The organism is Nocardioides sp. T2.26MG-1, from assembly GCF_950101795.1.
Taxonomy (GTDB): domain Bacteria; phylum Actinomycetota; class Actinomycetes; order Propionibacteriales; family Nocardioidaceae; genus Nocardioides.
On the sequence record NZ_CATNLZ010000032.1, the window covers coordinates 415871 to 438000 of the forward strand.

Annotated in this window: 23 protein-coding genes; 4 read left to right on the forward strand and 19 right to left on the reverse strand. The window is 71.0% G+C overall.

The window, feature by feature from the left end; all coding sequences use genetic code 11:
- Window positions 1-22 precede the first annotated feature (22 nt).
- Window positions 23-928 carry a 5'-3' exonuclease gene (locus QQZ14_RS17050; protein ID WP_284535785.1) on the forward strand — a complete coding sequence of 302 codons (906 nt, stop codon included), beginning with the start codon at window positions 23-25 and terminating at the stop codon, window positions 926-928.
- Window positions 929-1030: 102 nt separating this feature from the next.
- Here the strand turns inward: QQZ14_RS17050 and QQZ14_RS17055 are convergent, their stop codons facing one another.
- Complete coding sequence (locus QQZ14_RS17055; RefSeq protein WP_284535577.1) at window positions 1031-1645, reverse strand: hypothetical protein; 615 nt, start codon at window positions 1643-1645, stop codon at window positions 1031-1033.
- A gap of 67 nt (window positions 1646-1712) precedes the next feature.
- On the opposite strand from QQZ14_RS17055, the gene QQZ14_RS17060 reads away from it, so the two are divergent.
- On the forward strand, window positions 1713-2369 hold the full coding sequence (locus QQZ14_RS17060) for an SDR family oxidoreductase (RefSeq protein ID WP_284535578.1): 657 nt from the start codon (window positions 1713-1715) through the stop codon (window positions 2367-2369).
- A 22-nt stretch (window positions 2370-2391) separates the two neighbouring features.
- Here QQZ14_RS17060 and QQZ14_RS17065 read toward each other — a convergent pair whose 3' ends face one another.
- The 15 genes from QQZ14_RS17065 to dop form a co-directional block, all read right to left on the reverse strand.
- A complete protein-coding gene (locus QQZ14_RS17065) occupies window positions 2392-5211 on the reverse strand; it encodes a DEAD/DEAH box helicase (protein ID WP_284535580.1) in 2820 nt (939 codons plus the stop codon).
- Window positions 5212-5221: 10 nt separating this feature from the next.
- Window positions 5222-6097: a diacylglycerol kinase gene (locus QQZ14_RS17070; RefSeq protein WP_284535581.1), complete on the reverse strand. Its 876-nt coding sequence runs from the start codon at window positions 6095-6097 to the stop codon at window positions 5222-5224.
- Window positions 6098-6107: 10 nt separating this feature from the next.
- A complete protein-coding gene (locus QQZ14_RS17075) occupies window positions 6108-6515 on the reverse strand; it encodes a hypothetical protein (RefSeq protein ID WP_284535582.1) in 408 nt (135 codons plus the stop codon).
- The gene (gene tatC / locus QQZ14_RS17080) at window positions 6512-7354 is read right to left on the reverse strand and encodes a twin-arginine translocase subunit TatC (RefSeq protein ID WP_284535584.1); all 843 of its coding nucleotides are present in this window, start codon (window positions 7352-7354) and stop codon (window positions 6512-6514) included. Before tatC ends, QQZ14_RS17075 begins: the two co-directional genes overlap by 4 nt.
- 16 nt (window positions 7355-7370) lie before the next feature.
- On the reverse strand, window positions 7371-7658 hold the full coding sequence (tatA, locus tag QQZ14_RS17085) for a Sec-independent protein translocase subunit TatA (RefSeq protein ID WP_284535586.1): 288 nt from the start codon (window positions 7656-7658) through the stop codon (window positions 7371-7373).
- A 35-nt stretch (window positions 7659-7693) separates the two neighbouring features.
- On the reverse strand, window positions 7694-8695 hold the full coding sequence (locus tag QQZ14_RS17090; protein ID WP_284535587.1) for a helix-turn-helix transcriptional regulator: 1002 nt from the start codon (window positions 8693-8695) through the stop codon (window positions 7694-7696).
- On the reverse strand, window positions 8692-9660 hold the full coding sequence (locus QQZ14_RS17095) for a helix-turn-helix transcriptional regulator (RefSeq protein WP_284535588.1): 969 nt from the start codon (window positions 9658-9660) through the stop codon (window positions 8692-8694). The genes QQZ14_RS17090 and QQZ14_RS17095 overlap by 4 nt, the downstream gene beginning before the upstream one ends.
- 33 nt (window positions 9661-9693) lie before the next feature.
- Window positions 9694-10638: an FKBP-type peptidyl-prolyl cis-trans isomerase gene (locus QQZ14_RS17100; protein ID WP_284535589.1), complete on the reverse strand. Its 945-nt coding sequence runs from the start codon at window positions 10636-10638 to the stop codon at window positions 9694-9696.
- A gap of 78 nt (window positions 10639-10716) precedes the next feature.
- On the reverse strand, window positions 10717-12078 hold the full coding sequence (gene pafA, locus QQZ14_RS17105; protein WP_284535590.1) for a Pup--protein ligase: 1362 nt from the start codon (window positions 12076-12078) through the stop codon (window positions 10717-10719).
- A gap of 107 nt (window positions 12079-12185) precedes the next feature.
- A complete protein-coding gene (locus tag QQZ14_RS17110; protein ID WP_284535591.1) occupies window positions 12186-13178 on the reverse strand; it encodes a hypothetical protein in 993 nt (330 codons plus the stop codon).
- A gap of 338 nt (window positions 13179-13516) precedes the next feature.
- On the reverse strand, window positions 13517-14122 hold the full coding sequence (locus QQZ14_RS17115; protein WP_284535592.1) for a hypothetical protein: 606 nt from the start codon (window positions 14120-14122) through the stop codon (window positions 13517-13519).
- A 98-nt stretch (window positions 14123-14220) separates the two neighbouring features.
- Complete coding sequence (gene prcA / locus QQZ14_RS17120) at window positions 14221-15021, reverse strand: proteasome subunit alpha (RefSeq protein ID WP_284535593.1); 801 nt, start codon at window positions 15019-15021, stop codon at window positions 14221-14223.
- Window positions 15022-15025: 4 nt separating this feature from the next.
- Window positions 15026-15889: a proteasome subunit beta gene (gene prcB / locus QQZ14_RS17125; protein WP_284535594.1), complete on the reverse strand. Its 864-nt coding sequence runs from the start codon at window positions 15887-15889 to the stop codon at window positions 15026-15028.
- Between the two features lie 3 nt (window positions 15890-15892).
- Window positions 15893-16090, reverse strand: a complete 198-nt coding sequence (locus QQZ14_RS17130) for a ubiquitin-like protein Pup (RefSeq protein WP_284535595.1) — start codon at window positions 16088-16090, stop codon at window positions 15893-15895.
- Between the two features lie 113 nt (window positions 16091-16203).
- Window positions 16204-17712, reverse strand: a complete 1509-nt coding sequence (gene dop / locus QQZ14_RS17135) for a depupylase/deamidase Dop (RefSeq protein ID WP_284535596.1) — start codon at window positions 17710-17712, stop codon at window positions 16204-16206.
- Window positions 17713-17754: 42 nt separating this feature from the next.
- Here dop and QQZ14_RS17140 point away from each other — a divergent pair, with 42 nt between their 5' ends.
- A complete protein-coding gene (locus QQZ14_RS17140) occupies window positions 17755-18378 on the forward strand; it encodes a class I SAM-dependent methyltransferase (RefSeq protein WP_284535597.1) in 624 nt (207 codons plus the stop codon).
- Window positions 18375-18848, forward strand: coding sequence for an aminoacyl-tRNA deacylase (locus tag QQZ14_RS17145; RefSeq protein ID WP_284535598.1), 474 nt, complete (start codon window positions 18375-18377; stop codon window positions 18846-18848). The genes QQZ14_RS17140 and QQZ14_RS17145 overlap by 4 nt, the downstream gene beginning before the upstream one ends.
- Window positions 18849-18851: 3 nt before the next feature.
- On the opposite strand, the gene QQZ14_RS17150 is transcribed toward QQZ14_RS17145, so the two are convergent.
- The 3 genes from QQZ14_RS17150 to QQZ14_RS17160 form a co-directional block, all read right to left on the reverse strand.
- Window positions 18852-19034: a hypothetical protein gene (locus QQZ14_RS17150; RefSeq protein ID WP_284535599.1), complete on the reverse strand. Its 183-nt coding sequence runs from the start codon at window positions 19032-19034 to the stop codon at window positions 18852-18854.
- A 206-nt stretch (window positions 19035-19240) separates the two neighbouring features.
- Entirely contained in the window at window positions 19241-20995 is a 1755-nt protein-coding gene (arc, locus tag QQZ14_RS17155; protein WP_284535600.1) for a proteasome ATPase, read from the reverse strand.
- 176 nt (window positions 20996-21171) lie between these two features.
- Window positions 21172-22122 (reverse strand): tRNA (adenine-N1)-methyltransferase, encoded by a 951-nt coding sequence (locus QQZ14_RS17160; RefSeq protein WP_284535601.1) that lies wholly within the window; start codon window positions 22120-22122, stop codon window positions 21172-21174.
- Window positions 22123-22130: the final 8 nt, after the last annotated feature.

The window sequence follows — 22130 nt, forward strand, 5'->3', positions numbered from 1 at the left end:
GACAGACCGGCCCGGGCGCCTGATGCTCCTCGACTCCGCCTCGATGTACTTCCGAGCGTTCTACGGCGTCCCGGAGATCAAGGCCCCCGACGGCACGCCGGTCAACGCGGTGCGCGGCCTGCTCGACTTCATCGCCCGGCTCGTCGGTGACTACCGGCCGACCCATCTGGTCGCGTGCTGGGACAACGACTGGCGTCCGCAGTGGCGGGTCGACCTGCTGCCGTCGTACAAGGCCCACCGCGTCGAAGCCGAGCGCACCGGCGAGCCGGACGTCGAGGAGGTGCCGCACCCGCTGGAGGTGCAGGTGCCGATCATCCGTGAGGTCCTCGAGGCGTTCGGGATCTGCGTCCTCGGCGCCGACGGCTACGAGGCCGACGACGTGATCGGCTCGCTCGCCGCGCAGGCGCGCCAGCCCGTCGACGTGGTCACCGGCGACCGCGACCTGTTCCAGCTCGTCGACGACGACGCGGACGTCCGGGTGCTCTACATCGCCCGCGGGGTCGGCAACCACGAGCGGGTCACCAACGACTGGGTGCGCGCGAAGTACGGCGTCGACGCGCGGCAGTACGCCGACTTCGCGACCCTGCGCGGCGACGCCTCGGACGGGCTGCCCGGGGTCGCCGGCGTCGGCGAGAAGACCGCGGCCACGCTGCTCGGGCGGTTCGGGGACATCGACGGCATCGTCGCCGCCGCGCTCGACCCCGGCTCCGACCTGGCCCCCGGACCTCGGGGCAAGATCAAGGGCGCCGCCGACTACCTCGCCGTCGCCCCCGAGGTCGTCGCCGTCGCGCGCGACCTGGAGCTCGACACGTCCGGCACCTTGCTGCCGGCCGAACCGCGCGACCTCCCCCGCGTCGCCGAGCTCGCCCACCGGTGGGGCCTCGAGAGCCCCGTCCAGCGGCTGACCTCGGTGCTCGTCGGGGGCTGAAATCGTTGCGGTTTGGTCACCAACGACAGCTTTTGGCGCGAGATCTGTGTCGTTGGTGACCAAACGACATGACTTCTGGACCCAGCCGCGGCGGCCGCCGACTCAGCGCAGCATCTCGTCGACGACGATCCGGGCGGCGGACAGGCAGCCCGCGGTGAAGCCGTCGAACGGCCCGAAGTCGCGGGTGGCGGCGAAGCCGACGACGAACAACCCCGGGAGGCTCGTCTCGAAGCCGCTCGTGTGCGACCGTCGACCCTCCGGGACCCGCAGGTGCCACTCGGGCAGCTGGGCGAAGTAGCCGACGCCGGGAGCGGCGACCATGCGGTCCGCCTCGACCGTGCTGCCGTCCGTCAGCGCCGCCACGAACCGGTCGTCGGGCTTGGTCAGCCCGGCGACGAGGGGCGGGTCGGCGGCCAGGCCCTTGCGCTGCGCGAACCACTCGGTGTGGTCGAGGAACACCCCGATCGGGATCGGATCGTGCTCGGTCGGGTCCAGGCCCCGCTCCTCGAAGAACGCCGCGAACGTGTGCTCACCGGTCGCGTCGAGGGGCCAGTCGGGCCCCGAGCGCAGGTACATGTCCGCGGGCATCTGCTCGCGCCAGGACGCCATCGGGTGTCCCGCGACGTGCGTGTCGAGGCCACGGTCGCGGGCGTACGCCGCGGTCGCGTAGGCGTAGGGTCCCGCTCCGATGACGAGCAGGTCGGTGCGTGCGGGCATGGCGCCCTCCCGGGTGTGACGTACGTCGCACGGTACTGCCCAACCGCGCGGCTCGTACGGTGAAGGCATGACTCGGATTGCGATCGTCGGCGGGCACGGCCAGGTGGCCCGCCAGCTCATCCATCTCCTCCGCCGCGCCGACCACGACCCCGTGGCCCTGGTGCGCAACGAGGACTACCGCGCGGACCTCGAGGCGCGCGGCGCCGAGGTGCGGCTGCTCGACATCGAGCACCAGGGCGCGGCCGACTTCGCGGACGCGTTCGCGGGCTGCGAGGCCGTGGTGTTCGCGGCCGGAGGCGGTCCTGACGGCAACATCGAACGCAAGCGCACGGTCGACCTCGAGGGCTCGCTGAAGTCGATCGAGGGCGCGCAGAAGGCGGGCATCCGGCGCTTCGTGCAGGTCTCGGCGATCGGCGTGGACGACCCGCTGCCGGCCGACACCGGAGCGGTGTGGCGGGCGTACGTCGAGGCCAAGCGCGACGCCGACGCCGCGCTGCGCGCCAGCGACCTGGACTGGACGATCATCCGGCCCGGCCGGCTGACCGACGAGCCCGGCACCGGGCGGGTGGCGCTCGGCCCGGACGTCCTGCGGGGCGACGTGGCGCGCGCGGACGTGGCGGCGGTGGTCGCCGCGGTGCTCGACGTACCGACCACCATCGCCCGGCAGTGGAACCTCGTGAACGGCGACGTCCCGGTCGGCGAGGCCGTCCGGGTGGCCGGCTAGTCACCGCCTCGTCAGGGTCCGGTCACTCGTCGTCGGCGAGCGAGGAGTAGGCGACGACCCCGCGCCGCATGGCGCGGACCATCTCCCGCGCGGTCTCGCGCAGTGGCGTGGCCCCGGCGGCGTCGGCGATCTGGCCGCCCAGGTCGAGGAGCTGCTTCATCCAGCGTACGAAGTCGCCGGCGGCCAGGTCGCTGGCCACCAGCACGTCGTCGAGGGCGTCGCCCTCGGCCCAGCGGTAGGCCACCCAGGCGAACCCGAGGTCGGGCTGGCGGAGGAAGTCCAGCCTGTGGGAGCGCTCGAGGGCATCCAGGCTCCCCCACAGTTTCACCATCTCGCCGATCGCCTCGCGCACGGGACCTCCCGGGATCCGTGGCGACGAGGCGTCGTCGGGCCGGCGGGCCTCGAACACCAGCACGGACAGCGCGGACGCGAGGCCCGATGGTGTGAGGTCGTCCCACAGCCCGAGTCGCATCGACTCCGCGGCCAGCAGGTCCATGTCGGAGTAGATCCGGCGCAGGTGGACACCGCGCTCGGTGACGCGCGAGTCGGCACCGTCGTCGCCGAGGTAGCCGAGCGCGGTGAGGACCTCGCAGACCCGGTCGAACTGTCGGGCCACGCTGTTGGTGCGCTGCTCGACCCGCCGCTTGAGCGTCTGGGCGTCGCGGTCGAGCTTGAAGTAGCGCTCGGCCCACCGGGCGTGGTCCTCGCGGTCGGGGCAGTCGTGGCACGGGTGCGCCTTGAGCTCGGCCCGCAGCCGGGCAACCTGCTCGTCGGCGTGGGTGTGCACCGGGTCGCGCTGCGGCCCTCGCCCCGGAGGCGGCGGGGTCAGGTCGTGGGTGCGGGACCGCAGTGCCGACGCGAGGTCACGGCGCATCTGCGGGTTGCGGCCGTTGAAGTTCTTCGGGATCCGCAGTCGGGCCAGCGCCGTGACCGGGGTCGGGAAGTCGATCATCGCCAGCCGCCGGGCCTGGCGGTCCGCGGTCACGACGTATGGCCGCGGTCCCTCGGCCGACCACCCGGGGTCCACCACGACCGCGTAGCCGGCGAACTTGCCGGTCGGGACCTCGATCACATCCCCCGGGCGAAGTGCGCGCAGCGACTCGACGGCCTCCTCACGCCGGTCGGCGCGCTTGGCGCGGCTGGCGCCCTTCTCGGCCTCGCCGATCCGGCGCCGGAGGTCGGCGTACTCCATGAAGTCGCCGAGGTGGCAGGTCGCGGCCTCGCGGTAGCCGGCGAGCGCGTCCTCGCTCTTGCGCAGCTGGCGGGCCAGCCCGACGACGGCCTTGTCGGCCTGGAACTGGGCGAACGACTGCTCCAGCAGCTCGCGGGCCCGGTCGCGGCCGAACTGGTGCACGAGGTTGATGGCCATGTTGTACGACGGGCGGAACGACGACCGCAGCGGGTAGGTGCGGGTGGAGGCCAGGCCGGCCACCTCGCGCGGGTTCATGCCGGGCTGCCACAGCACGACCCCGTGGCCCTCGACGTCGAGACCGCGGCGGCCGGCGCGGCCGGTGAGCTGGGTGTACTCCCCCGGCGTGATGTCGGCGTGGGTCTCGCCGTTCCACTTGCTGAGCTTCTCGATCACCACGGTGCGGGCCGGCATGTTGATGCCGAGCGCGAGGGTCTCGGTGGCGAACACGACCTTGCACAGGCCGCGCACGAACAGCTCCTCCACGCACTGCTTGAACGCGGGCAGCATGCCGGCGTGGTGGGCGGCGACGCCGCGGGTGAGCCCGTCGAGGAAGTCGTGGTAGCCGAGGACGTGGAGGTCCTGCTCGGGCAGGTCGCGGCAGGCCTCCTCGACGTACGCGTAGATCGCGTCGCGCTCCTTCGGAGAGGTCAGCCGGACGCCCGCGTTGAGGCACTGGGTGACCGCCGCGTCGCAGCCGACCCGGCTGAACACGAACACGATCGCCGGCAGCAGGCCCTCCCGGTCCAGCCGGTCGACGACGTCGGGGCGGCTGGGGATCCAGACCCGCCGGCCGTTGCCGACGTTCTTCTGCCCGGCCTTCTGTCCGGGCTGGGAGCGGCCGCGTGGGCTGCGCCGGTCGCGGATGCGGGTGCTGGCCCAGTCGTCGCGGGCGATCTTGACGAGCTCGTCGTTGACGGGTGCGCCCTCCTTGACGAAGCCGGCGGCCGCGTCCACGTCGGAGGACGCGAACAGGTCGAGCAGCCGCCGGCCCACCATCACGTGCTGGTAGAGCGGCACCGGTCGCCGCTCCTCGACGATCGTGGTGGTGTCGCCCCGCACGGTCTGGAGCCACTCGCCGAACTCCTCGGCGTTGGAGACCGTGGCCGACAGCGACACCAGCGACACCGACTCGGGCAGATGGATGATCACCTCCTCCCACACCGCGCCCCGGGAGCGGTCGGCGAGATAGTGCACCTCGTCCATGACCACGAAGCCCAGGCCGAGCAGGGTCCGGGACCCGGCGTACAGCATGTTGCGCAGCACCTCGGTGGTCATCACGACCACCGGGGCGTCCCCGTTGACGACGTTGTCGCCGGTCAGCAGGCCGACCTGGTCAGGGCCGTAGCGGGCGACCAGGTCGTGGTACTTCTGGTTCGACAGCGCCTTGATCGGCGTGGTGTAGAACGCCTTGCGCCCGGTCTCGAGCGCCAGGTGGATCGCGAACTCGCCGACGATCGTCTTGCCCGACCCGGTCGGCGCCGCGACCAGCACGCCGCGGCCCTCCTCGATGGCCTCGCAGCCGCGCACCTGGAAGTCGTCGAGCGCGAAGTCGTAGAGCGCGCGGAAGCCGCGCAGGACGGGGTGCTTGCGGCCGTTGCGGTAGTCCGCGTACCGCTCGGACGGGGACAGGTCGTCCGAGGTGCTGCTCATGCGGTCCAACCTACGTGAGCACCGTCAACGCCCCCGGAGCACACTCCACCGTCAGCGGGAGCGCGCCGAAGCGCTCGCCGTCGGCGTAGGAGATGATGCCCGGCGCCGCGACCGTGACCGTGCGCACCCGGTGGTGCTCGTACTGCGGGTGGGTGACGTGGGTGCCTTTGAAGAGCTTGGGGTAGGTGCGCACCAGCCCGAGCTTGGTCATGGGCTTGATGATCACCACGTCCAGCAGGCCGTCGTCGAGGAGCGCGCCCTCGGTGATCCGCAGGCCGCCGCCGAAGGACGGGCCGTTGCCGACGGCGACCAGCATCGCGTCGAGGCTGAGGGACTCCCCGTCGAGGTCGAGGGTGTACGGGATCGGTTCGAAGGTGCGCAGCTCGGCGAGCGTCGCGAGGTTGTAGCGCATCTGGCCCTTGGGCCAGGTCATGTTGTTGGCGCGCTCGTTGACGACCGCGTCGAAGCCCGCGGCGAGGACCGTGAGGAAGTGCCGGTCGCCGCTGCGGGCCAGGTCGACGGTGCGGGTGCGGCCCGCGACGACCACGGCGGCGGCGGCGACCGGGTCCTTGCGGGGCACGTCGAAATAGCGCGCGACGTCGTTGCCGGTCCCGGCCGGCACCACGCCCAGCGCGACGCCGGTGCCTGCGAGCGCCTGGACGGCGATGTGGACCATCCCGTCGCCGCCGACCACGACCAGCGCGTCCACCCCTTCGGCCACCGCCTGGTGGGCGAGGTCCTGGGACTCGGCGGCGTCGCGCGCCGTGAGGTTGCGGACGGTGAGTCCGGCGGCCCGCAGGTGGTCCAGCGCGACGTCGCGGTAGCGCGCCCCGCGGCCCCTGCCGGCGGTCGGGTTGGTCAGCAGCGCGATGTCGCGGTCCGTCACGCGGGTGAGACTAGGGCCTCTCGGCGCCGATCCGCAGCAGCACGGAGTAGCGCTCGACCGAGGCGCCCACCGCGAGCGCGAGCCGGCCGACGGCCTCGAGCACCAGGTCGGCGGTGAAGCCGGTGCCCGGCACCGACAGGGTGAGACGGCCGTCGCGGCTCACCGGCAGCACCTGGCCGTAGCGCCAGGCCTGGTGGGCGTCGTGGCGCACCTGCTCCGGGACCACGGCGGTGGGGTACGCCGGGTCGACCGCGAGCAGGTCGCACGGGATCGGCTCGTGGCCGGGGCTCGTCAGCAGGCCGGTGACCACGTGGCCCCGGCGTACGCCGCTCTCGGCCGCCCAGGTCACCTCGGCCTCCCCGAGCCAGTCGGGCAGGTCGAAGGGGTCGATCGCGTCGAAGCGCGCGTCGGAGCTCACAGGGGTGAGACCTCGTCGTCGGCCCACTGGTCGGTGCTGGGCCGACGCCGGCCCCGGATCCGGTCGGACCAGCGTGCGATCACCTCGGCGACCAGGAACAGCAGCATCATCGGGATCGCGAGCATCAGCATCGAGAACGGGTCGGTCGAGGGCGTGGCGACCGCCGCGAAGACGAACGTGCCGAGGATGATCCAGGGCCGGTACTTGCCGATCGCCTTGCCGGAGACGACACCGGCGAGGTTGAGCATGATCACGAACAGCGGGATCTCGAACGCGACGCCGAAGACGAGGAGCATCCGGGTGATGAACGAGAAGAACTGGGTGAACTCGACGAGGTTGGTCACCGAGTTGGGCGTGAACCCGATGAGCACCTCGATGCCCTTGGGCAGCACGTAGTAGCCGGTCGCGACGCCCAGGAGGAACAACGGGCCCGCGATGGCGGCAAAGAGGCGCGACCACTTCTTCTCGTTGGCGTGCAGCCCGGGCACGATGAACGCCCAGATCTGGTACAGCCAGTAGGGGCTCGACGCCACGATCGCCGCGACGCCGCAGAGCTTGAGCTGAAGCATCAGGCCGGCGGTCACCCCGTTGAGCACGACCTCGCTCTTCGTGTCCGGGTCGAGCTGCTCGCGCGCGGCGAGGTAGGGATGCTCGATCACGTCGAGCAGCTGGTCGTAGAAGAACAGCGAGACCAGGAACGTCAGGGTGAGGAAGAGCGCCGACTTCAGCAGCCGGGCCCGCAGCTCGCGCAGGTGGTCGGAGAGGGCCATCCGGCCGTCCTCGCCCACCGGGTGGTGGGGACGGCCCGAGAAGTAGTCGAAGACTCCGCTGAGGGACAACGGGTGCAGTGCCGGGTCAGGCGCTGTCGGGGCGCTGCAGACGGTCGCGCTCGGCGTCGATCTCCGCCTGCTTGCGGTCCAACTCCGCCTGGCGCGCCTCGAGCTCCCGCTGCTCGACGGTCTTGCTGGCCTCCGGCGTGTCGTCGTCCAGGAGGCCCTTGGTCTCGGCCTTGAAGATGCGCAGCGCGCGTCCGCTGCCACGGGCCAGCTCGGGCAGCTTGGTCGCTCCGAAGAGCAGGACCAGGACGGCCAGGATGATCAGCAGCTCGGTGGGGCCGAGGCCGGCGACGTATGCGGTGGTCATGGCGTCCTCACGTACGGAAAGGTGGTCGTTTCATCCTACGCCGGGCCGGCGTAGAGGCTGAGCGTGTCCTGTGCACGGCGGGTGAACGCTTGGTCCAGCTCGGTCGGGCTGAGCACCCGTGCGTGCGGCGCCAGCCGGAGCAGCAGCCGCTGGAGCCACCGCTCGTCGGCGACCAGGAGGTCGACGTCGAGGCCTCCGCCGCGGCGCGACCGGACCGCCTCCACCGGGTAGTACTCGACGATCCAGCGGGCCTCACGCTCCACGCGGAGCGTCACCGGTGTGGTGTCGTCGGCGCGGGTGAAGAGCCCGTCGGAGAGGTCGCGGGGCGGCTCGGGCGCCGTGGCGACCGGGGTGTCGAGCACCTCGGCCTCGTCGATGCGGTCGAGCCGGAAGAGCCGCGGGGCCTCCGCGCTGTGGCACCACGCGTCGAGGTAGGTGAAGCCGTGGGCGGTCACCAGGCCGCGGGGGTCGACGACCCGCTCGGACTGCTCGTCGCGGGAGGGGACGAAGTAGGACAGCCGCACCTGCCGCTGCCGGGCTGCTGCGTCGCGGAGATCGGCCTCGAGCCGGGCCAGGTCGAGCCGGTCGGGGTCCTCCTCCCCCGGGTCGATCTGCCGGGCTGCCGAGCCCTCGGCGGCGGCCGCCTCGAGCTTGGCGAGCGCGCGGTCGACGACCTCGCGCGTCTCCTCCCGGGCGCTGCTGCGCAGCGCACGGAGGGCGACGATGATCGCGGTCGCCTCGGTCGGCGTGAGGCGGAGCGGGCGCGAGAGGTAGTCGGCGTTCGACACCCGGATCACGCCGTCGGCCTCCGGGCCCTCGAGGGCATCGAGGTCGACGTCGATCAGGTCGTCGGGGTAGCCACCCGGCAGGCCGCACATCAGCAGCACCTTGAGGTCGCTGAGCAGCTGCTCGGGGGCGAGCCCGAGTGCCGCCGCGGCCTCGTCGAGGCGCACCTCGCCGTGGGTGTGGAGGTACGGCACCAGCGTGAGCAGCCGGGCCACCTGGTCCTTGGCGCCGCTGGCGGTCGGAGTGCTCATGACGCCGCCACCACCGCGCGCAGCCGTCGGACGACCTCGTCGCGCAGCGACGCCGGCTCCTCGACGTACACGTCGGGGCCGTAGCCGAGCACCTCGTCGGCCACGCCCGGCCCGCCGCGGCTGATCACCACGCGGTCCCAGCCGGTGCGGTCGTCGGGTCCCGGAACGCCGGGCTCGACGGACTCCGCGTCGCGGCGCAGCGCCAGGCCGGACCCCTCCCGGACCAGCAGCGTCGCGTGGCCGGTCGCCGGCTCGGGGGCCAGGCGCATCGTGGTGGCGCGGACGTCGGTGCCGGGCGGTACGTCGTACGAGCCGGGCTGGCCGTTCCGGCGCGCCTCTCCCTGCACGCGGGAGAGCCGGAACACCCGCTCCTCGCCGCGGTCGGTGTCGAGGCCCACGACGTACCACCGGCCGGAGTAGCGGACGACGCCCCACGGCTCGAGGTGGCGGGTGGTGGTCGCGGTGGCACCCGAGCGGCGGTACTCGAACTCGACCGGGGTGCGCTCCTGGGTCGCCTCCCAGAACACGTCGAACGACGGCTCGTCGGCGCTCAGCCGGGGCTGGGCGATGTCGAGGGCGCTGACGTCGAGCGGCAGCCCGAGCGCGGTGAGCTTGCGGACCGCCTCGGTCGTGGCCTCGGCCAGCCGCGCGTGCTCCCACACCCGGGTCGCCAGGCCGATCACCGCGGCCTCGTCGGCGGTCAGCGAGACGTCGGGCAGCGCGAACTCGTCGGGCCGGATCCGGTAGCCCGGCTCGTCGTCGAAGTAGGCGTCCATGTTGCCCACCTCGATCGGCACGCCCAGGCTGCGCAGCTCCTCCTTGTCACGCTCGAACATCTTCTCGAACGCGTCGGTGCTGGAGTCGGGATAGAGGATCGCCCGGATCCGGTCCTTGGAGACGTAGTGGCGCTGGACCAGCAGCATGATGAGCAGGTTGAGCAGCCGTTCGCTCTTGTGCACCGCCATGCTGCTGATCCTCGCCGGTCTTCGTCGCAGGTGCTACTTGGCGTCGACGATGTCGAGGACGAAGTAGAGCGTGCTGTTGGCGGGGATGTCCCCGTTCGCCTGTGCGCCGTACCCCAGGTCCGGCGGGACCTGCAGCAGCACCCGGCTGCCGACCTTGAGGCCCTCGAGGCCGTAGATCCAGCCCGGTACCAGGCCCGAGAGCGGCTGCACCAGCGGGTCCTTCGAGTAGCTCTCGTCGAACGGCTTCTTCGCGCCGTAGACCATGCCGAGGTAGTTCGCGGTGAGCGTCATGTCCTTGGTCAGGGTCGCGCCCGTGCCCTTCTTGATCACGGTGCGCAGCAGGTCGCCGCCCTCGGCCGCCGGCTTCGGCACGCCCTTGAAGTCGAGGGCGACCGGCTTGCCGTTCTTCTCGACGATGCCGGGCATCTGGCTCGACGGGACATCCCTGGGCGCCGGCGGGGTGAACTCCTCCATGAGGTCGACCACGATCAGCACGGTGTCGGTCGGCGCGATGCCGATCGAGGTGTTGCCGGCGTCACCGAACGCGTCGGCCCCGGTGGCGGTCACGGCGACCCGCGAACCGATCGTCTGGCCGAGCACGGCGTCCTTGAAGACCGGGGCGAGCTGGTCGTTCGCCGTCACGGTCTCCTCCTGGCCGCCCTCGTCGTAGCTGCTGTAGGCCTGCTCCTGGGTGAAGCCGTTGCCGATCCAGAGGTTGACCTGGACCTGGTCGCCGTCCTCGATCTTCTTGCCGTCGCCCTCGGTGACGACGGTCGTCTCGGTCTTGTCGACGTCGAGCTTGCCGTCCCACTTCACCTCCGGGGCCTTGCCGAGGTCGCCGGTGATCGAGATGCCGTGGACGGTGTCGGACGACGAGTCGTCGCCCCCGTCGGAGGAGTCGGAGCCGCAGGCCACCAACGTGGTCGCGAGGACCAGCGGGAGCAAGGCGGCGGGGAGGCGTCGGAGACGTCGGGACACAGGTTCAACCTTCGCAGTTCGGGTGCTGGGACAGCGCGCCACACACTAGCCCTCGAGCCTGAGGGGAGCCTGATCGGCTCACATGCCGTCGATCAGGCGCTGCACCCGCTCGTCGTGCGCCCGGAACGGGTCCTTGCACAGGACGGTGCGCTGGGCCTGGTCGTTGAGCTTGAGGTGCACCCAGTCGACGGTGAAGTCGCGCCGGCGCTCCTGGGCCTTGCGGATGAACTCGCCGCGCAGCCGCGCCCGCGTGGTCTGCGGCGGCACCGACTTGGCCTCGAAGATCTTCAGGTCGGTGGTCACCCGGGCGACCATGCCGCGCTTCTCGAGCAGGTAGTAGAGCCCGCGGCCACGGTGGATGTCGTGGTAGGCGAGGTCGAGCTGAGCGATCCGCGGGTGACCCAGGGGCAGACCGTGCTTGGCGCGGTACTGCTCGATCAGCTTCCACTTGATCACCCAGTCGATCTCGCGGTCGACCAGGCCGAGGTCGTCGGACTCGACCGCCTTGAGACCGCGCTCCCACAGGTCGAGCGCCTGCTCGATGAGCGGCGTGCTGATCTCGCGGCGGTCGACGAAGTCGCGGGCCTTGGAGAGGTATTCCTGTTGGATGTCCAGCGCGCTGGCCTCGCGGCCGTTGGCCAGCCGGATCTTGCGGCGGCCGGTGACGTCGTGGGAGATCTCGCGGATCGCACGGATGGGGTTCTCCATCGTGAGGTCGCGCATCACCACGCCCTCCTCGATCATCCGCAGCACGAGGTCGCAGCTGGCGACCTTGAGCATCGTGGTGGTCTCGCTCATGTTCGAATCGCCGACGATCACGTGCAGCCGGCGGTACTTCTCGGCGTCCGCGTGCGGCTCGTCGCGCGTGTTGATGATCGGGCGGGAGCGCGTGGTCGCGCTCGAGACGCCCTCCCAGATGTGCTCGGCACGCTGGCTGACGCTGTAGCTGGCCCCGCGCGGGGTCTGGGTGATCTTGCCGGCGCCGACGATGATCTGTCGGGTCACCAGGAACGGGATCAGCACGTCGGCGAGGCGGGAGAACTCCCCCGCCCGGCCCACGAGGTAGTTCTCGTGGCAGCCGTAGGAGTTGCCCGCGGAGTCGGTGTTGTTCTTGAACAGGTAGATCTCGCCCGCGATGCCCTCGTCGTGCAGCCGCTGCTCGGCGTCGAGCAGGAGCCCCTCGAGCACCCGCTCCCCCGCCTTGTCGTGGGTGACCAGCTCGACCACGTCGTCGCACTCGGGCGTCGCGTACTCCGGGTGGCTGCCCACGTCGAGGTACAGCCGGGCGCCGTTGCGCAGGAAGACGTTGCTGCTCCGGCCCCAGCTGACAACCTTGCGGAAGAGGTAGCGGGCCACCTCGTCGGGGCTCAGACGGCGCTGGCCCTTGAACGTGCACGTCACGCCGTACTCGTTCTCGATGCCGAAGATCCGCCGGTCCACGCGCTCAGCCTAGGCGCAGCCTGGTCGCCTGCGGGGTGTTGTCCGCGCGTCGCGGTGGTCGAGAAACGTTGCGGTTTGGTCACCAACCACCCAGATCGCCGCCTAGATCATGCGGTTCGTGACCAATCCATGATCCCGTTCTCCCGCCGCCAGCGGTTCATCACCCGTTCCCGGCCGGCCTCGGAGTACAGCGAGTTGTCCACCAGTCGTCGCCATCGTCGGAGCCGGCTGCCAAGGTGGCGGCGGCCAAGTGCCCGATCGATCTCGTGCATCACCACCGCTGGGTGGTTCAAGAGGTCGTCGAGCGCGTACCCGTGGCGGGAGTACGGCGAGTCCGCCCAGCCACGCTCACGGCGCATGTCCACTCGGTGCTGGTCCTTGTCGCGATGATGCTCGCCGTCGTACTCGTGCAGCCGCGTGGTGCCGGTCACCAGCAGGTCCGCGCGGCCGAGGAACGTGCCGCGGTCATCGAAGAGCTCCACCTGGGGTTCGACTGGGACATCGATCGCCTTGTGAAAGACCCGCATGACGCTCTCTCCTTCCGACTCGCTCTTCGAGGTGGCCTCGCGGTAGGCCGGACGAAGCATCCGGACACCCGGTCGCCGGCTCGCGAGCAGCTTCTCCATGCGCTCCGGGTCCAGCTCGCCCTTCCGCAGGGCGGAGTCGATGACGACGACCAGGTCCACGTGGCCGAGATCCCGCGCCATCCTCAGGAGGATCTCCTCGGCGGCCTCCACGGGGAGATCGACTCGCTTGATGGGGTTGCGTTCCCGCACCAGCCGGGAGCAGATCAGCCCGTGCCGGCGTGGGCGAGGATCTTTCTGGTTCACGGCGACGAAGATCGGCACCTGCTCGGGAAGCTTCGGGAGCTGCCATCCCAGCAACCGCGCCGCCGTGATGTGGGTGAACACCGCCGACTTCGGCAGAACGAGGAGATATGCCTCGAGCTCGCGGGCGAACTCCTGGTCCTGGGTCAGGTCGTCGCGCAGTCGAAGGTAGAGCCCGTGGCTGACGCGCTGGTGGCCGACGAGTCGCACCTGCCCGCGGATCGGCTTGTCCTTGTCCTTGTCCTTGTCCTTGTCCTTGTCCTTCTTTCCCATGACGGCCAGGTTGCGCACCCCGGCCGGTGCCCAAACCGGTGCCTCAGAGGGCTGTGGATGACGCCGCGGGCGCCGATGAACGCGGTTTGGTCACCAACGACAGAGGTCCGAGTTGGATGTCTGTCGTTGGTGACCAAACCACAAGGAAGAGGGGCAGCCGGGAGGCCGGCGGGGCGACCGGGGGTCGTTCTCGCCCCTGGGCGCCGGCGCGCAGGGAGAGGCAGACTCGGACGTCGGCTCGGGGTCACGTCGCCCGAGGCGAACGCAGCCAACGGTCCACGGGCCCGGAATCAGGCCCGTGGACCGAATCCGCGGTGGAGCGCAGGCGTGGGTCGTGGTCAGCCGGCGCAGATCACGGTCACCTTGGCGGAGTAGGTCGTGGTGCCGTCGTTGCGCACCGAACCCATCCAACCGGTCGCGGAGCCGTGCTGGCCGTCGGTCATGCCGATCGGGCGGCTGCTGGACGGGTTGGTCCCGAACACGGGAGTCGACTGGGTGACCGTCATCGTCAGCACGTTGCCCGGGTCGACGCCTCCGCCGATCGCCTCCATCCCCGCGGGGCACTGGACGATCGCGGCATCGAAGCTGCCGGCCGCGACCGGCGAGGTGGAGCGGATCACGCTCACCGTGTCCACCGGCCCGGGGACGCCCTGCGGGCCGGCAGGTCCGGGCGGTCCGGCCGGTCCTTCGACCCCGGCAGGAAGCTCACCGGGTGCGAAGTCGCCGGCGATGAGTGAACCGTCCTTGACCTTGGCGGTGGTGACCGAGCTTGCGCCGAGGTCGGCGGTCTTCACCTGGCCGTTGACGATGTGGGGCGAGCGGACGCTGTTCTTGGCCAGCGTCACCGCGGCGTAGGAGGTGCCGCCCATGGCGATCATGAGAGCGAGGAGGGCGACCAGCATGGCCGGCGAGGGCACCAGCCGTCGGACGAGCGAGCGTGACATGGGGTTCCGCCTCTCTGGAGCTGTCCTCTCCAGAGTCCTCCTGCCCCGCGGGGCCGCGGCGGTTTCCGGCAGTCTCGTGCGTCACGTCTGGCGGGTGGTCAACTGACCGGCGGTGCCACCGGGGGCTCGTTGTCGCCGGCGGCGTCGGCGGCGTCGGCGGCCGGTTCGGCGGGCGGCTCGGGGGCGTGCGCGGTCGGGCCGCGCTCGCCGAGGAGCTCCTCGAGCCGGGCCGGGCGCAGCCGGCTGAACTTGCGCGGCTGGCTGCGGTTGCGGTCGAGCACGGCGACCTCGAGGTCCTCCACGGGGATCACCCGGTCCTCGGCGTCGGAGGTGTGGCCGAGCGCGGCGACCGCGATCCGGAGCGCGTCGGCGAGGGAGGCACCCTCGGCATACCGCTCCTTGAGGTACGTCGCCACCACGTCGGCGGCGCCGCCCATCACCGCGAACCCGTGCTCGTCGGCGACCTGCCCGTCGTAGGTGAGCCGGTAGAGCTGGTCGTCGGCGGCGGCGTCACCGATCTCGGCGACGAACAGCTCCACCTCGTAGGGCTTCTCTCCGCCGCTCGAGAAGATCGTGCCGAGCGTCTGGGCGTAGGCGTTGGCCAGCCCACGGCCGGTGACGTCACGGCGGTCGTAGGCGTAGCCGCGCATGTCGGCCAGCCGGACGCCGGCGATCCGGAGGTTCTCGAACTCGTTGTAGCGACCCACCGCGGCGAACGCGATCCGGTCGTAGATCTCCGAGACCTTGTGCAGCGCCTGGGAGGGGTTCTCGGAGACGAACAGGATGCCGTCGGCGTACTGCACGGCCACCACCGACCGACCGCGGGCGATCCCCTTGCGGGCGAAGTCGGCCCGGTCCTTCATCAGCTGCTCGGGCGAGACGTAGAAAGGCATGCTCATCGGGTCACGCACCTTCCGTCGTCTGGGCCACGGGCTGGGCCGTCAGCGGGGCGTTGGGGCCGTCGGGGCTGCTCATCCGGCCGGCGATCACCCGGTCGGCGATCGCGGCCACCTCGGAGTCGGGCATCCGGCGACCGCCCTCGGCGGTCATCACCTGGACGACCGGGAAGATCCGGCGGGTCACGTCCGGCCCGCCGGTGGCGGAGTCGTCGTCAGCGGCGTCGTACAGCGCCTCCACGACGGCCTGCACGGTCTGCTCGGCGGACAGGTCGGCGCGGTAGAGCTTCTTCAGCGAGCCACGGGCGAACAGCGAGCCCGAGCCGACCGAGTGGAACGCGGTCTCCTCGTAGCGGCCGCCAGTGACGTCGTAGCTGAAGATCCGGCCCTGGTCGGCGGCGAGGTCGAAGCCGGCGAAGAGGGGTACGACGGCGAGGCCCTGCATCGCCATCCCGAGGTTGGAGCGGATCAGTGCCGCGAGCCGGTTGGCCTTGCCGTCCATCGAGAGCGTGCTGCCCTCGATCTTCTCGTAGTGCTCGAGCTCGGTCTGGAACAGGCGCACCATCTCCACCGCGAGACCGGCGGACCCGGCGATGCCGACCGCGGAGAACTCGTCCGCGGGGAAGACCTTCTCGATGTCGCGCTGGGCAATGATGTTGCCCATCGTGGCGCGCCGGTCACCAGCCATCACCACGCCGCCGGGGAAGGTGGCGGCCACGATCGTCGTGCCGTGCGGTGCGAGGTCCCCGGCATGGCCCTGGGGCACGGCCCGGCGGCCCGGCAGCAGGTCGGGTGCCTGCTCGGCGAGGAAGTCGGAGAACGACGCTGAGCCCGGCTGCAGGAACGCGGCCGGGAGGCGGGGGTCGGTCAAGGCCTACTCCCCGCCCTTCTGGATGAACGACTTCACGAAGTCCTCGGCGTTGGTCTCGAGCACGTCGTCGATCTCGTCGAGGATGTCGTCCACGTCGCTGTCGAGGGCTTCCTTGCGCTCGGCCACGTCGGTCTCGGGGGCGGTCTCGACCGCCTCCTCGGTCTCCGAGGACTTGCGAGGTTGCTTCTGCTCCTGTGCCATACCCACACCCTATCGAGCGAGCAGTGACCGCGAGGGACGAGCGGTCGCGTGGGCGAGCGAAGATTGAGCAAGCGCCGCGACCGAGGCACGAGGTCGCGATGCGCGCGTCGAAATCAGCGGGTGAGAGCGGTGAACAACTCCTCGGCCGTCTCACAGCGGTCGAGCAGGTCGCCCACGTGGGCCTTGCTGCCGCGCAGCGGGTCGATGGTCGGCACCCGCTGCAGGGACTCGCGGCCGGGCAGGTCGAAGATCACCGAGTCCCAGGAGGCGGCGGCGACGTGGTCGGCGTACTTCTCCAGGCAGCGGCCCCGGAAGTAGGCGCGGGTGTCCTCCGGCGGGTCGTGCATCGCCGACTCGACCACGGCGTCGTCGAGCAGTCGCTCGATGCGGCCCCCGGCGACCAGGCGGTGGTAGAGGCCCTTCTCGGGGCGGATGTCGGAGTACTGGTAGTCGATGACCTGCAGCTTCGCGTCGTCCCAGGCGAGTCCGTCGCGCTGCCGGTACTGCTCGATCAGCTTGAGCTTCGCGACCCAGTCGAGCTCACGGGCGCACAGCATCGGGTCGCGCTCGAGCCGGTCGAGGACGGACTCCCAGCGGGTCAGCACGTCGCGCGTCTGGGCGTCCGCGTCGTCGCCGTAGCGGTCCTCCACGAACTTGCGGGCCAGGTCGAGGTACTCCAGCTGCAGCTGGATCGCGGTCAGCCTGCGGCCGTCGGTGAGCGGCACGGTGTGGCGCAGGGTGGGGTCGTGGGAGATCGCGCGGAGGCCGGCCACCGACCCGTCGACGGTGAGGTCGCTGGTGATGAACCGGTCCTCGATCATCGCCAGCACCAGCGCGGTGGTGCCGACCTTGAGGTACGTCGCGACCTCCGAGAGGTTGGCGTCCCCGATGATCACGTGCAGCCGCCGGTACTTCTCCGGATCGGCGTGCGGCTCGTCGCGGGTGTTGATGATCGGCCGCTTGAGCGTGGTCTCGAGCCCGACCTCGACCTCGAAGAAGTCGGCCCGCTGGCTGATCTGGAACCCGTCCTCGCGCCCGTCCTGGCCGATCCCGACCCGGCCGGCGCCGCAGAAGACCTGGCGGCTGACGAAGAACGGCGTCAGGTGCCGCACGATGTCGCCGAACGGCGTCGAGCGGCGCATCAGGTAGTTCTCGTGGGCGCCGTACGACGCGCCCTTGTTGTCGGTGTTGTTCTTGTAGAGCACGATCTGCGGGCCGCCGGGGAGCTGAGCGGCCCGGCGGGCCGCGTCGAGCATGACCTGCTCCCCCGCCTTGTCCCACCGGACGATGTCGAGCGGCGTGGTCACCTCGGGCGTGGAGTACTCCGGGTGGGCGTGGTCGACGTATAGCCGGGCTCCGTTGGTGAGGATCACGTTGGCCAGGCCCATGTCCTCGTCGGTGAGCTGGGTCGGGTCCGCGACCTGGCGGGACATGTCGAAGCCGCGGGCGTCGCGCAGCGGCGACTCCTCCTCGAAGTCCCACCGGGCTCGGCGCGCCTTCACCGTCGACGACGCGTAGGCGTTGACGACCTGGGAGGAGGCGACCATCGGGTTGGCCAGGGGCTGGCCCTGCACGGCGATGCCGTACTCCACCTCGGTCCCCATCACCCGGCGCACGCTCATGCTTCGAGCGTACGCGAGTGGAACACGTCCTACTCTCGGGGTATGGGCTACTGGACCGATCGTGTCTTACCTCGACTCACGGAGCGAACCCTGTCGACGCCCGACATCCGGCGCCTGCGCGCCGAGGTGTGCGCCGGGCTGCACGGCCGGGTGCTGGAGATCGGCTTCGGCACCGGGCTCAACATCCCGGTCTACCCGGCCGTGGTCGACCAGGTCGACGCCGTCGAGCCCACCGACGTCGCCTGGGAGATGTCGGCACGCCGGCGAGCCGGGTCCCGGGTGCCGATCGAGCGGACCGGGCTCGACGGGGAGCGCCTCGCGGCGGCCGACGGGCAGTACGACGCCGTGCTGTCGACGTTCTCGCTGTGCACCATCCCCGACGTCGAGCGCGCGTTGCGCGAGGTCCGTCGGGTGCTGCGGCCGGGCGGGTCGTTCCACTTCGCCGAGCACGGACTCGCCCCGGACCGGCGGGTCGAGCGGTGGCAGCATCGCCTCGACCCCCTGCAGCGGCGGCTCGGCGGCGGCTGCCACCTCAGCCGCGACATCCCCGGCCTGGTCGCCGGCTCCGGTCTCGACGTGGTCGAGGTGGCGGCGGCGTACCTGCCCGGGCCGCTGGTCAGCAGGCCGTGGACACACGGCTTCGTCGGCCGCGCCGTCAAACGATGAGCGAGGCAGGCCCCGACCGCGTGGTGGCGGCCGCCGACGAGCTCGGGCTCGCCCACACCGTCACCCGGCACGGGCCGGTCCGCTCCCTGGAGGAGGCGGCCGCGGCGCGCGGCGTCACACCGCACCAGCTGCTCAAGACCATGGTGGTGCGCGTCCGCGACGGGGACCACCGGTTCGTGCTGGTGCCCGGCGACCGGGAGATCGCCTGGCCCAAGCTCCGGGCGCTGCTCGGCGTGAACCGGATCTCGATGCCGAGCGCGGACGCGGCGTACGAGGTCACCGGCTACGTGCGCGGGACGATCACCCCGCTGGGCAGCGCCACGCCGTTGCCGGTGATCGCGGACGCGTCGATCGCGGGTGTGGTGAGCATCGGCGGCGGGGCGCCGGGCGTGGCGCTGACCGTCGACGCGGGCGAGCTGATCGCGGCGCTGGGCGCGACGGTCGCCGACGTCACCGACGACAGTCGTTGACCGTCACATCCGGGTGCCGCCCGGCCGCTGTCCCTCACGATGGATGTGGGCCTGGTTCATCGCTCGCCCCCGGGCGGCCTCGGCCGCGCCGTCAGGGCGCCCGGCGATGCGCTTGGAGCGCCCGCTGCTCCACCAGGCCAGCGCGAACAGTACGACGGCGACCGCGAGAACGATGATCCAGAACATGTGACGACTCCCCCGAGCTGGTGGGCGGGTGGGTCCCGACCTGCTTCGAGGCTAGGGCCTGGGCCCGAGTCTCGGAAGGGTGTCGGCCCCGGTGCCTGCGGCTTGCGGTTTGGTCACCAACGACGGATGGAATCGCTCCCATCGTGCCGTTGGTGACCAAACCACCTGGGTCGGCTCAGCGCCGGCGTGCCGGCCGGGGCTCGGCCTCAGAGGTACTGGCCGGTGTTGGCGACCGTGTCGATCGAGCGGCCCGGCTCGGTGCCCTGCTTGCCGGTGATGAGCGTGCGGATGAACACGATCCGCTCGCCCTTCTTGCCGGAGATGCGGGCCCAGTCGTCGGGGTTGGTGGTGTTGGGCAGGTCCTCGTTCTCCTTGAACTCGTCCACGCACGCCTGCAGCAGGTGCGAGACCCGCAGGCCGTGCTGGTCGTGGTCGAGGAAGTCCTTGATCGCCATCTTCTTCGCGCGGTCGACGATGTTCTGGATCATCGCGCCGGAGTTGAAGTCCTTGAAGTACAGGACCTCCTTGTCGCCGTTCGCATAGGTCACCTCGAGGAAGCGGTTCTCCTCGGTCTCGGTGTACATCCGCTCGACGGTCGCCCGGATCATCCCGGCCACGCAGGCCTCACGGTCGCCGCCGAACTCGGCGAGGTCGTCGGCGTGCAGCGGCAGGCTGGTGAGGAGATACTTGCTGAAGATGTCGCGCGCCGACTCGGCGTCGGGACGCTCGATCTTGATCTTCACGTCGAGGCGTCCGGGGCGCAGGATCGCCGGGTCGATCATGTCCTCGCGGTTGGAGGCGCCGATGACCAGCACGTTCTCGAGGAGCTCGACGCCGTCGATCTCGCTGAGCAGCTGCGGGACGATCGTGTTCTCGACATCCGACGAGACCCCGGAGCCGCGGGTGCGGAACAGGGAGTCCATCTCGTCGAAGAACACGATGACCGGGGTGCCGCCGCTCGCCTTCTCGCGGGCCCGCTGGAAGACCAGCCGGATGTGCCGCTCGGTCTCGCCGACGTACTTGTTGAGCAGCTCGGGACCCTTGATGTTGAGGAAGTAGGACTTCCCCTCCTGGCCGGTCTTGGCCGCGACCTTCTTGGCCAGGGAGTTGGCCACCGCCTTGGCGATCAGCGTCTTGCCGCAGCCCGGCGGCCCGTAGAGCAGGACGCCCTTCGGGGGCTTGAGCTGGTGCTCCTTGAACAGCTCGGGGTGCAGGTAGGGCAGCTCCACCGCGTCACGGATCTGCTCGATCTGCCCGGCCAGGCCGCCGATCGACTCGTAGGCGATGTCCGGGACCTCCTCGAGGACGAGCTCCTCGACCTCGGACTTCGGCACCTTCTCGTAGACGTAGCCGGCGCGCGAGTCGAGCAGCAGCGAGTCGCCGGCCCGGATGGTGTCGCCGCGCAGGGGCTCGGCGAGCCGCACGACGCGCTCCTCGTCCGCGTTGGCGATCACCAGGGCCCGGTCGCCGTCGGCGAGCAGCTCCTTGAACATGACGACCTCGCCGACCTCCTCGAAGTCGAGGGCTGCGACGACGTTGAGAGCCTCGTTGAGCATCACCTCCTGACCCCGCTGAAGGGTGTCGAGGTCGACGCTCGGGCTGACGTTCACGCGCAGCTTGCGGCCGCCGGTGAAGACGTCGATCGAGTCGTCCTCGTTGCGGGCGAGGAAGGTGCCGAAGCCGGCGGGCGGCTGCGCCAGCCGGTCGACCTCCTCCTTGAGCTTCATGATCTGGTCACGGGCCTCGCGCAGCGTCTGGGCCAGCCGCTCGTTCTGCGACGTCAGGCCCGCGAGCGAACGCTGCGCATCCGCCAGACGCAGCTCCAGGCCTCGGGAGCTCCCGGGGCTCTCACTGAGCCGCCGCCGGAGGTCGGAGACCTCGTCCTCCAGGAGCCGGACCTGGCTCGCGAGCTCCTCGGGGCTGCGACCACCCGTGCTGGACACGCCTTCTGATGTCGACATCAGCGCCACCTCCTGTGCGCACGACCCTACCCGCGCGCCGTGAGGAGGAAAGACCTCATTTCGCGGTGTCGATCACGATTTGGACGCGGCTCGGGTGCGGCGCTCGCTGTCGTTTGGTCACCAACGACAGATTCTCGGACGCAATCACTGTCGTTGGTTTACAACACGACAAGGACTCAGTCCGCGGGGTCCTCAACGGGGACGTCCGCGGGGCGGGGACCGGTGTAGTCGGGGCCGTAGGCGCCCGGCGCGGGACGCCGCCGCTTCAGCGGCGGCCTCTCCCCCGGGGCCATCCGCCGGGCGGTGACGAGGAACGCGGTGTGGCCGATCATCTTGTGGCCGGGGCGTACGGCGAGGCCCTCGACGTGCCAGTCGCGTACCAGCGACTCCCAGGCCTGCGGGTCGGTGAACCCGCCGTGCACGCGGACGGTCTCGACGAAGCGGGACAGCTGGGTCGTGGTGGCGACGTAGGCGCACACGATGCCGCCGGGGCGGAGCGCCTCGGCGGTGGCGTCGAGGCACTCCCAGGGCGCGAGCATGTCCAGGATGACCCGGTCGGCCCTCATGCCGGACGCGGTCAGCTCCTCGGCGAGATCGCCCACCTTCAGCCGCCACGCGGGGTGGCTCTCGCCCTCGGGCGCGCCGAAGAACTGGTGGACGTTGCGGCGGGCGACGTCCGCGAACTCCTCGCGGCGCTCGTAGGAGGTGACGGTCCCGAACGGTCCGACCGCCCGCAGCAGCGAGCAGGTCAGCGCCCCGGAGCCGACCCCGGCCTCGACGACGTCCGCGCCGGGGAAGATGTCGGCGAGCGCGACGATCTGGGCGGCGTCCTTGGGGTAGACCACGGCCGCGCCGCGGGGCATCGACACCACGAACTCCGAGAGCAGCGGCCGGAAGACGAGGTACTCCCCGCCGGCCGACGAGGTGACCGTGAAGCCCTCCTCCCGGCCGATCAGCTCGTCGTGCTCGAAGTGGCCGCGGTTGGAGAAGAAGCGCTTGCCCGCCTCGAGGCAGATGTTGTGCCGGCGGCCCTTGCTGTCGGTGAGCCGCACCCACTCGCCGGCCCGTAGGGGGCCGCGGTGGACGCCGGACCAGGCCTCGGGCGGTACGTCGGGATGCTCGGACACGGCCGGAA

Coding starts and splice junctions, on each gene's coding strand:
- QQZ14_RS17050 (WP_284535785.1), top strand. CDS start 23: ATGCTCCTCGACTCCGCCTCGATGTACTTCCGAGCGTTCTACGGCGTC.
- QQZ14_RS17055 (WP_284535577.1), bottom strand. CDS start 1,645: ATGCCCGCACGCACCGACCTGCTCGTCATCGGAGCGGGACCCTACGCC.
- QQZ14_RS17060 (WP_284535578.1), top strand. CDS start 1,713: ATGACTCGGATTGCGATCGTCGGCGGGCACGGCCAGGTGGCCCGCCAG.
- QQZ14_RS17065 (WP_284535580.1), bottom strand. CDS start 5,211: ATGAGCAGCACCTCGGACGACCTGTCCCCGTCCGAGCGGTACGCGGAC.
- tatA (WP_284535586.1), bottom strand. CDS start 7,658: ATGACCACCGCATACGTCGCCGGCCTCGGCCCCACCGAGCTGCTGATC.
- QQZ14_RS17090 (WP_284535587.1), bottom strand. CDS start 8,695: ATGAGCACTCCGACCGCCAGCGGCGCCAAGGACCAGGTGGCCCGGCTG.
- QQZ14_RS17095 (WP_284535588.1), bottom strand. CDS start 9,660: ATGGCGGTGCACAAGAGCGAACGGCTGCTCAACCTGCTCATCATGCTG.
- QQZ14_RS17110 (WP_284535591.1), bottom strand. CDS start 13,178: ATGGGAAAGAAGGACAAGGACAAGGACAAGGACAAGGACAAGGACAAG.
- QQZ14_RS17115 (WP_284535592.1), bottom strand. CDS start 14,122: ATGTCACGCTCGCTCGTCCGACGGCTGGTGCCCTCGCCGGCCATGCTG.
- prcA (WP_284535593.1), bottom strand. CDS start 15,021: ATGAGCATGCCTTTCTACGTCTCGCCCGAGCAGCTGATGAAGGACCGG.
- QQZ14_RS17130 (WP_284535595.1), bottom strand. CDS start 16,090: ATGGCACAGGAGCAGAAGCAACCTCGCAAGTCCTCGGAGACCGAGGAG.
- dop (WP_284535596.1), bottom strand. CDS start 17,712: ATGAGCGTGCGCCGGGTGATGGGGACCGAGGTGGAGTACGGCATCGCC.
- QQZ14_RS17140 (WP_284535597.1), top strand. CDS start 17,755: ATGGGCTACTGGACCGATCGTGTCTTACCTCGACTCACGGAGCGAACC.
- QQZ14_RS17145 (WP_284535598.1), top strand. CDS start 18,375: ATGAGCGAGGCAGGCCCCGACCGCGTGGTGGCGGCCGCCGACGAGCTC.
- QQZ14_RS17150 (WP_284535599.1), bottom strand. CDS start 19,034: ATGTTCTGGATCATCGTTCTCGCGGTCGCCGTCGTACTGTTCGCGCTG.
- arc (WP_284535600.1), bottom strand. CDS start 20,995: ATGTCGACATCAGAAGGCGTGTCCAGCACGGGTGGTCGCAGCCCCGAG.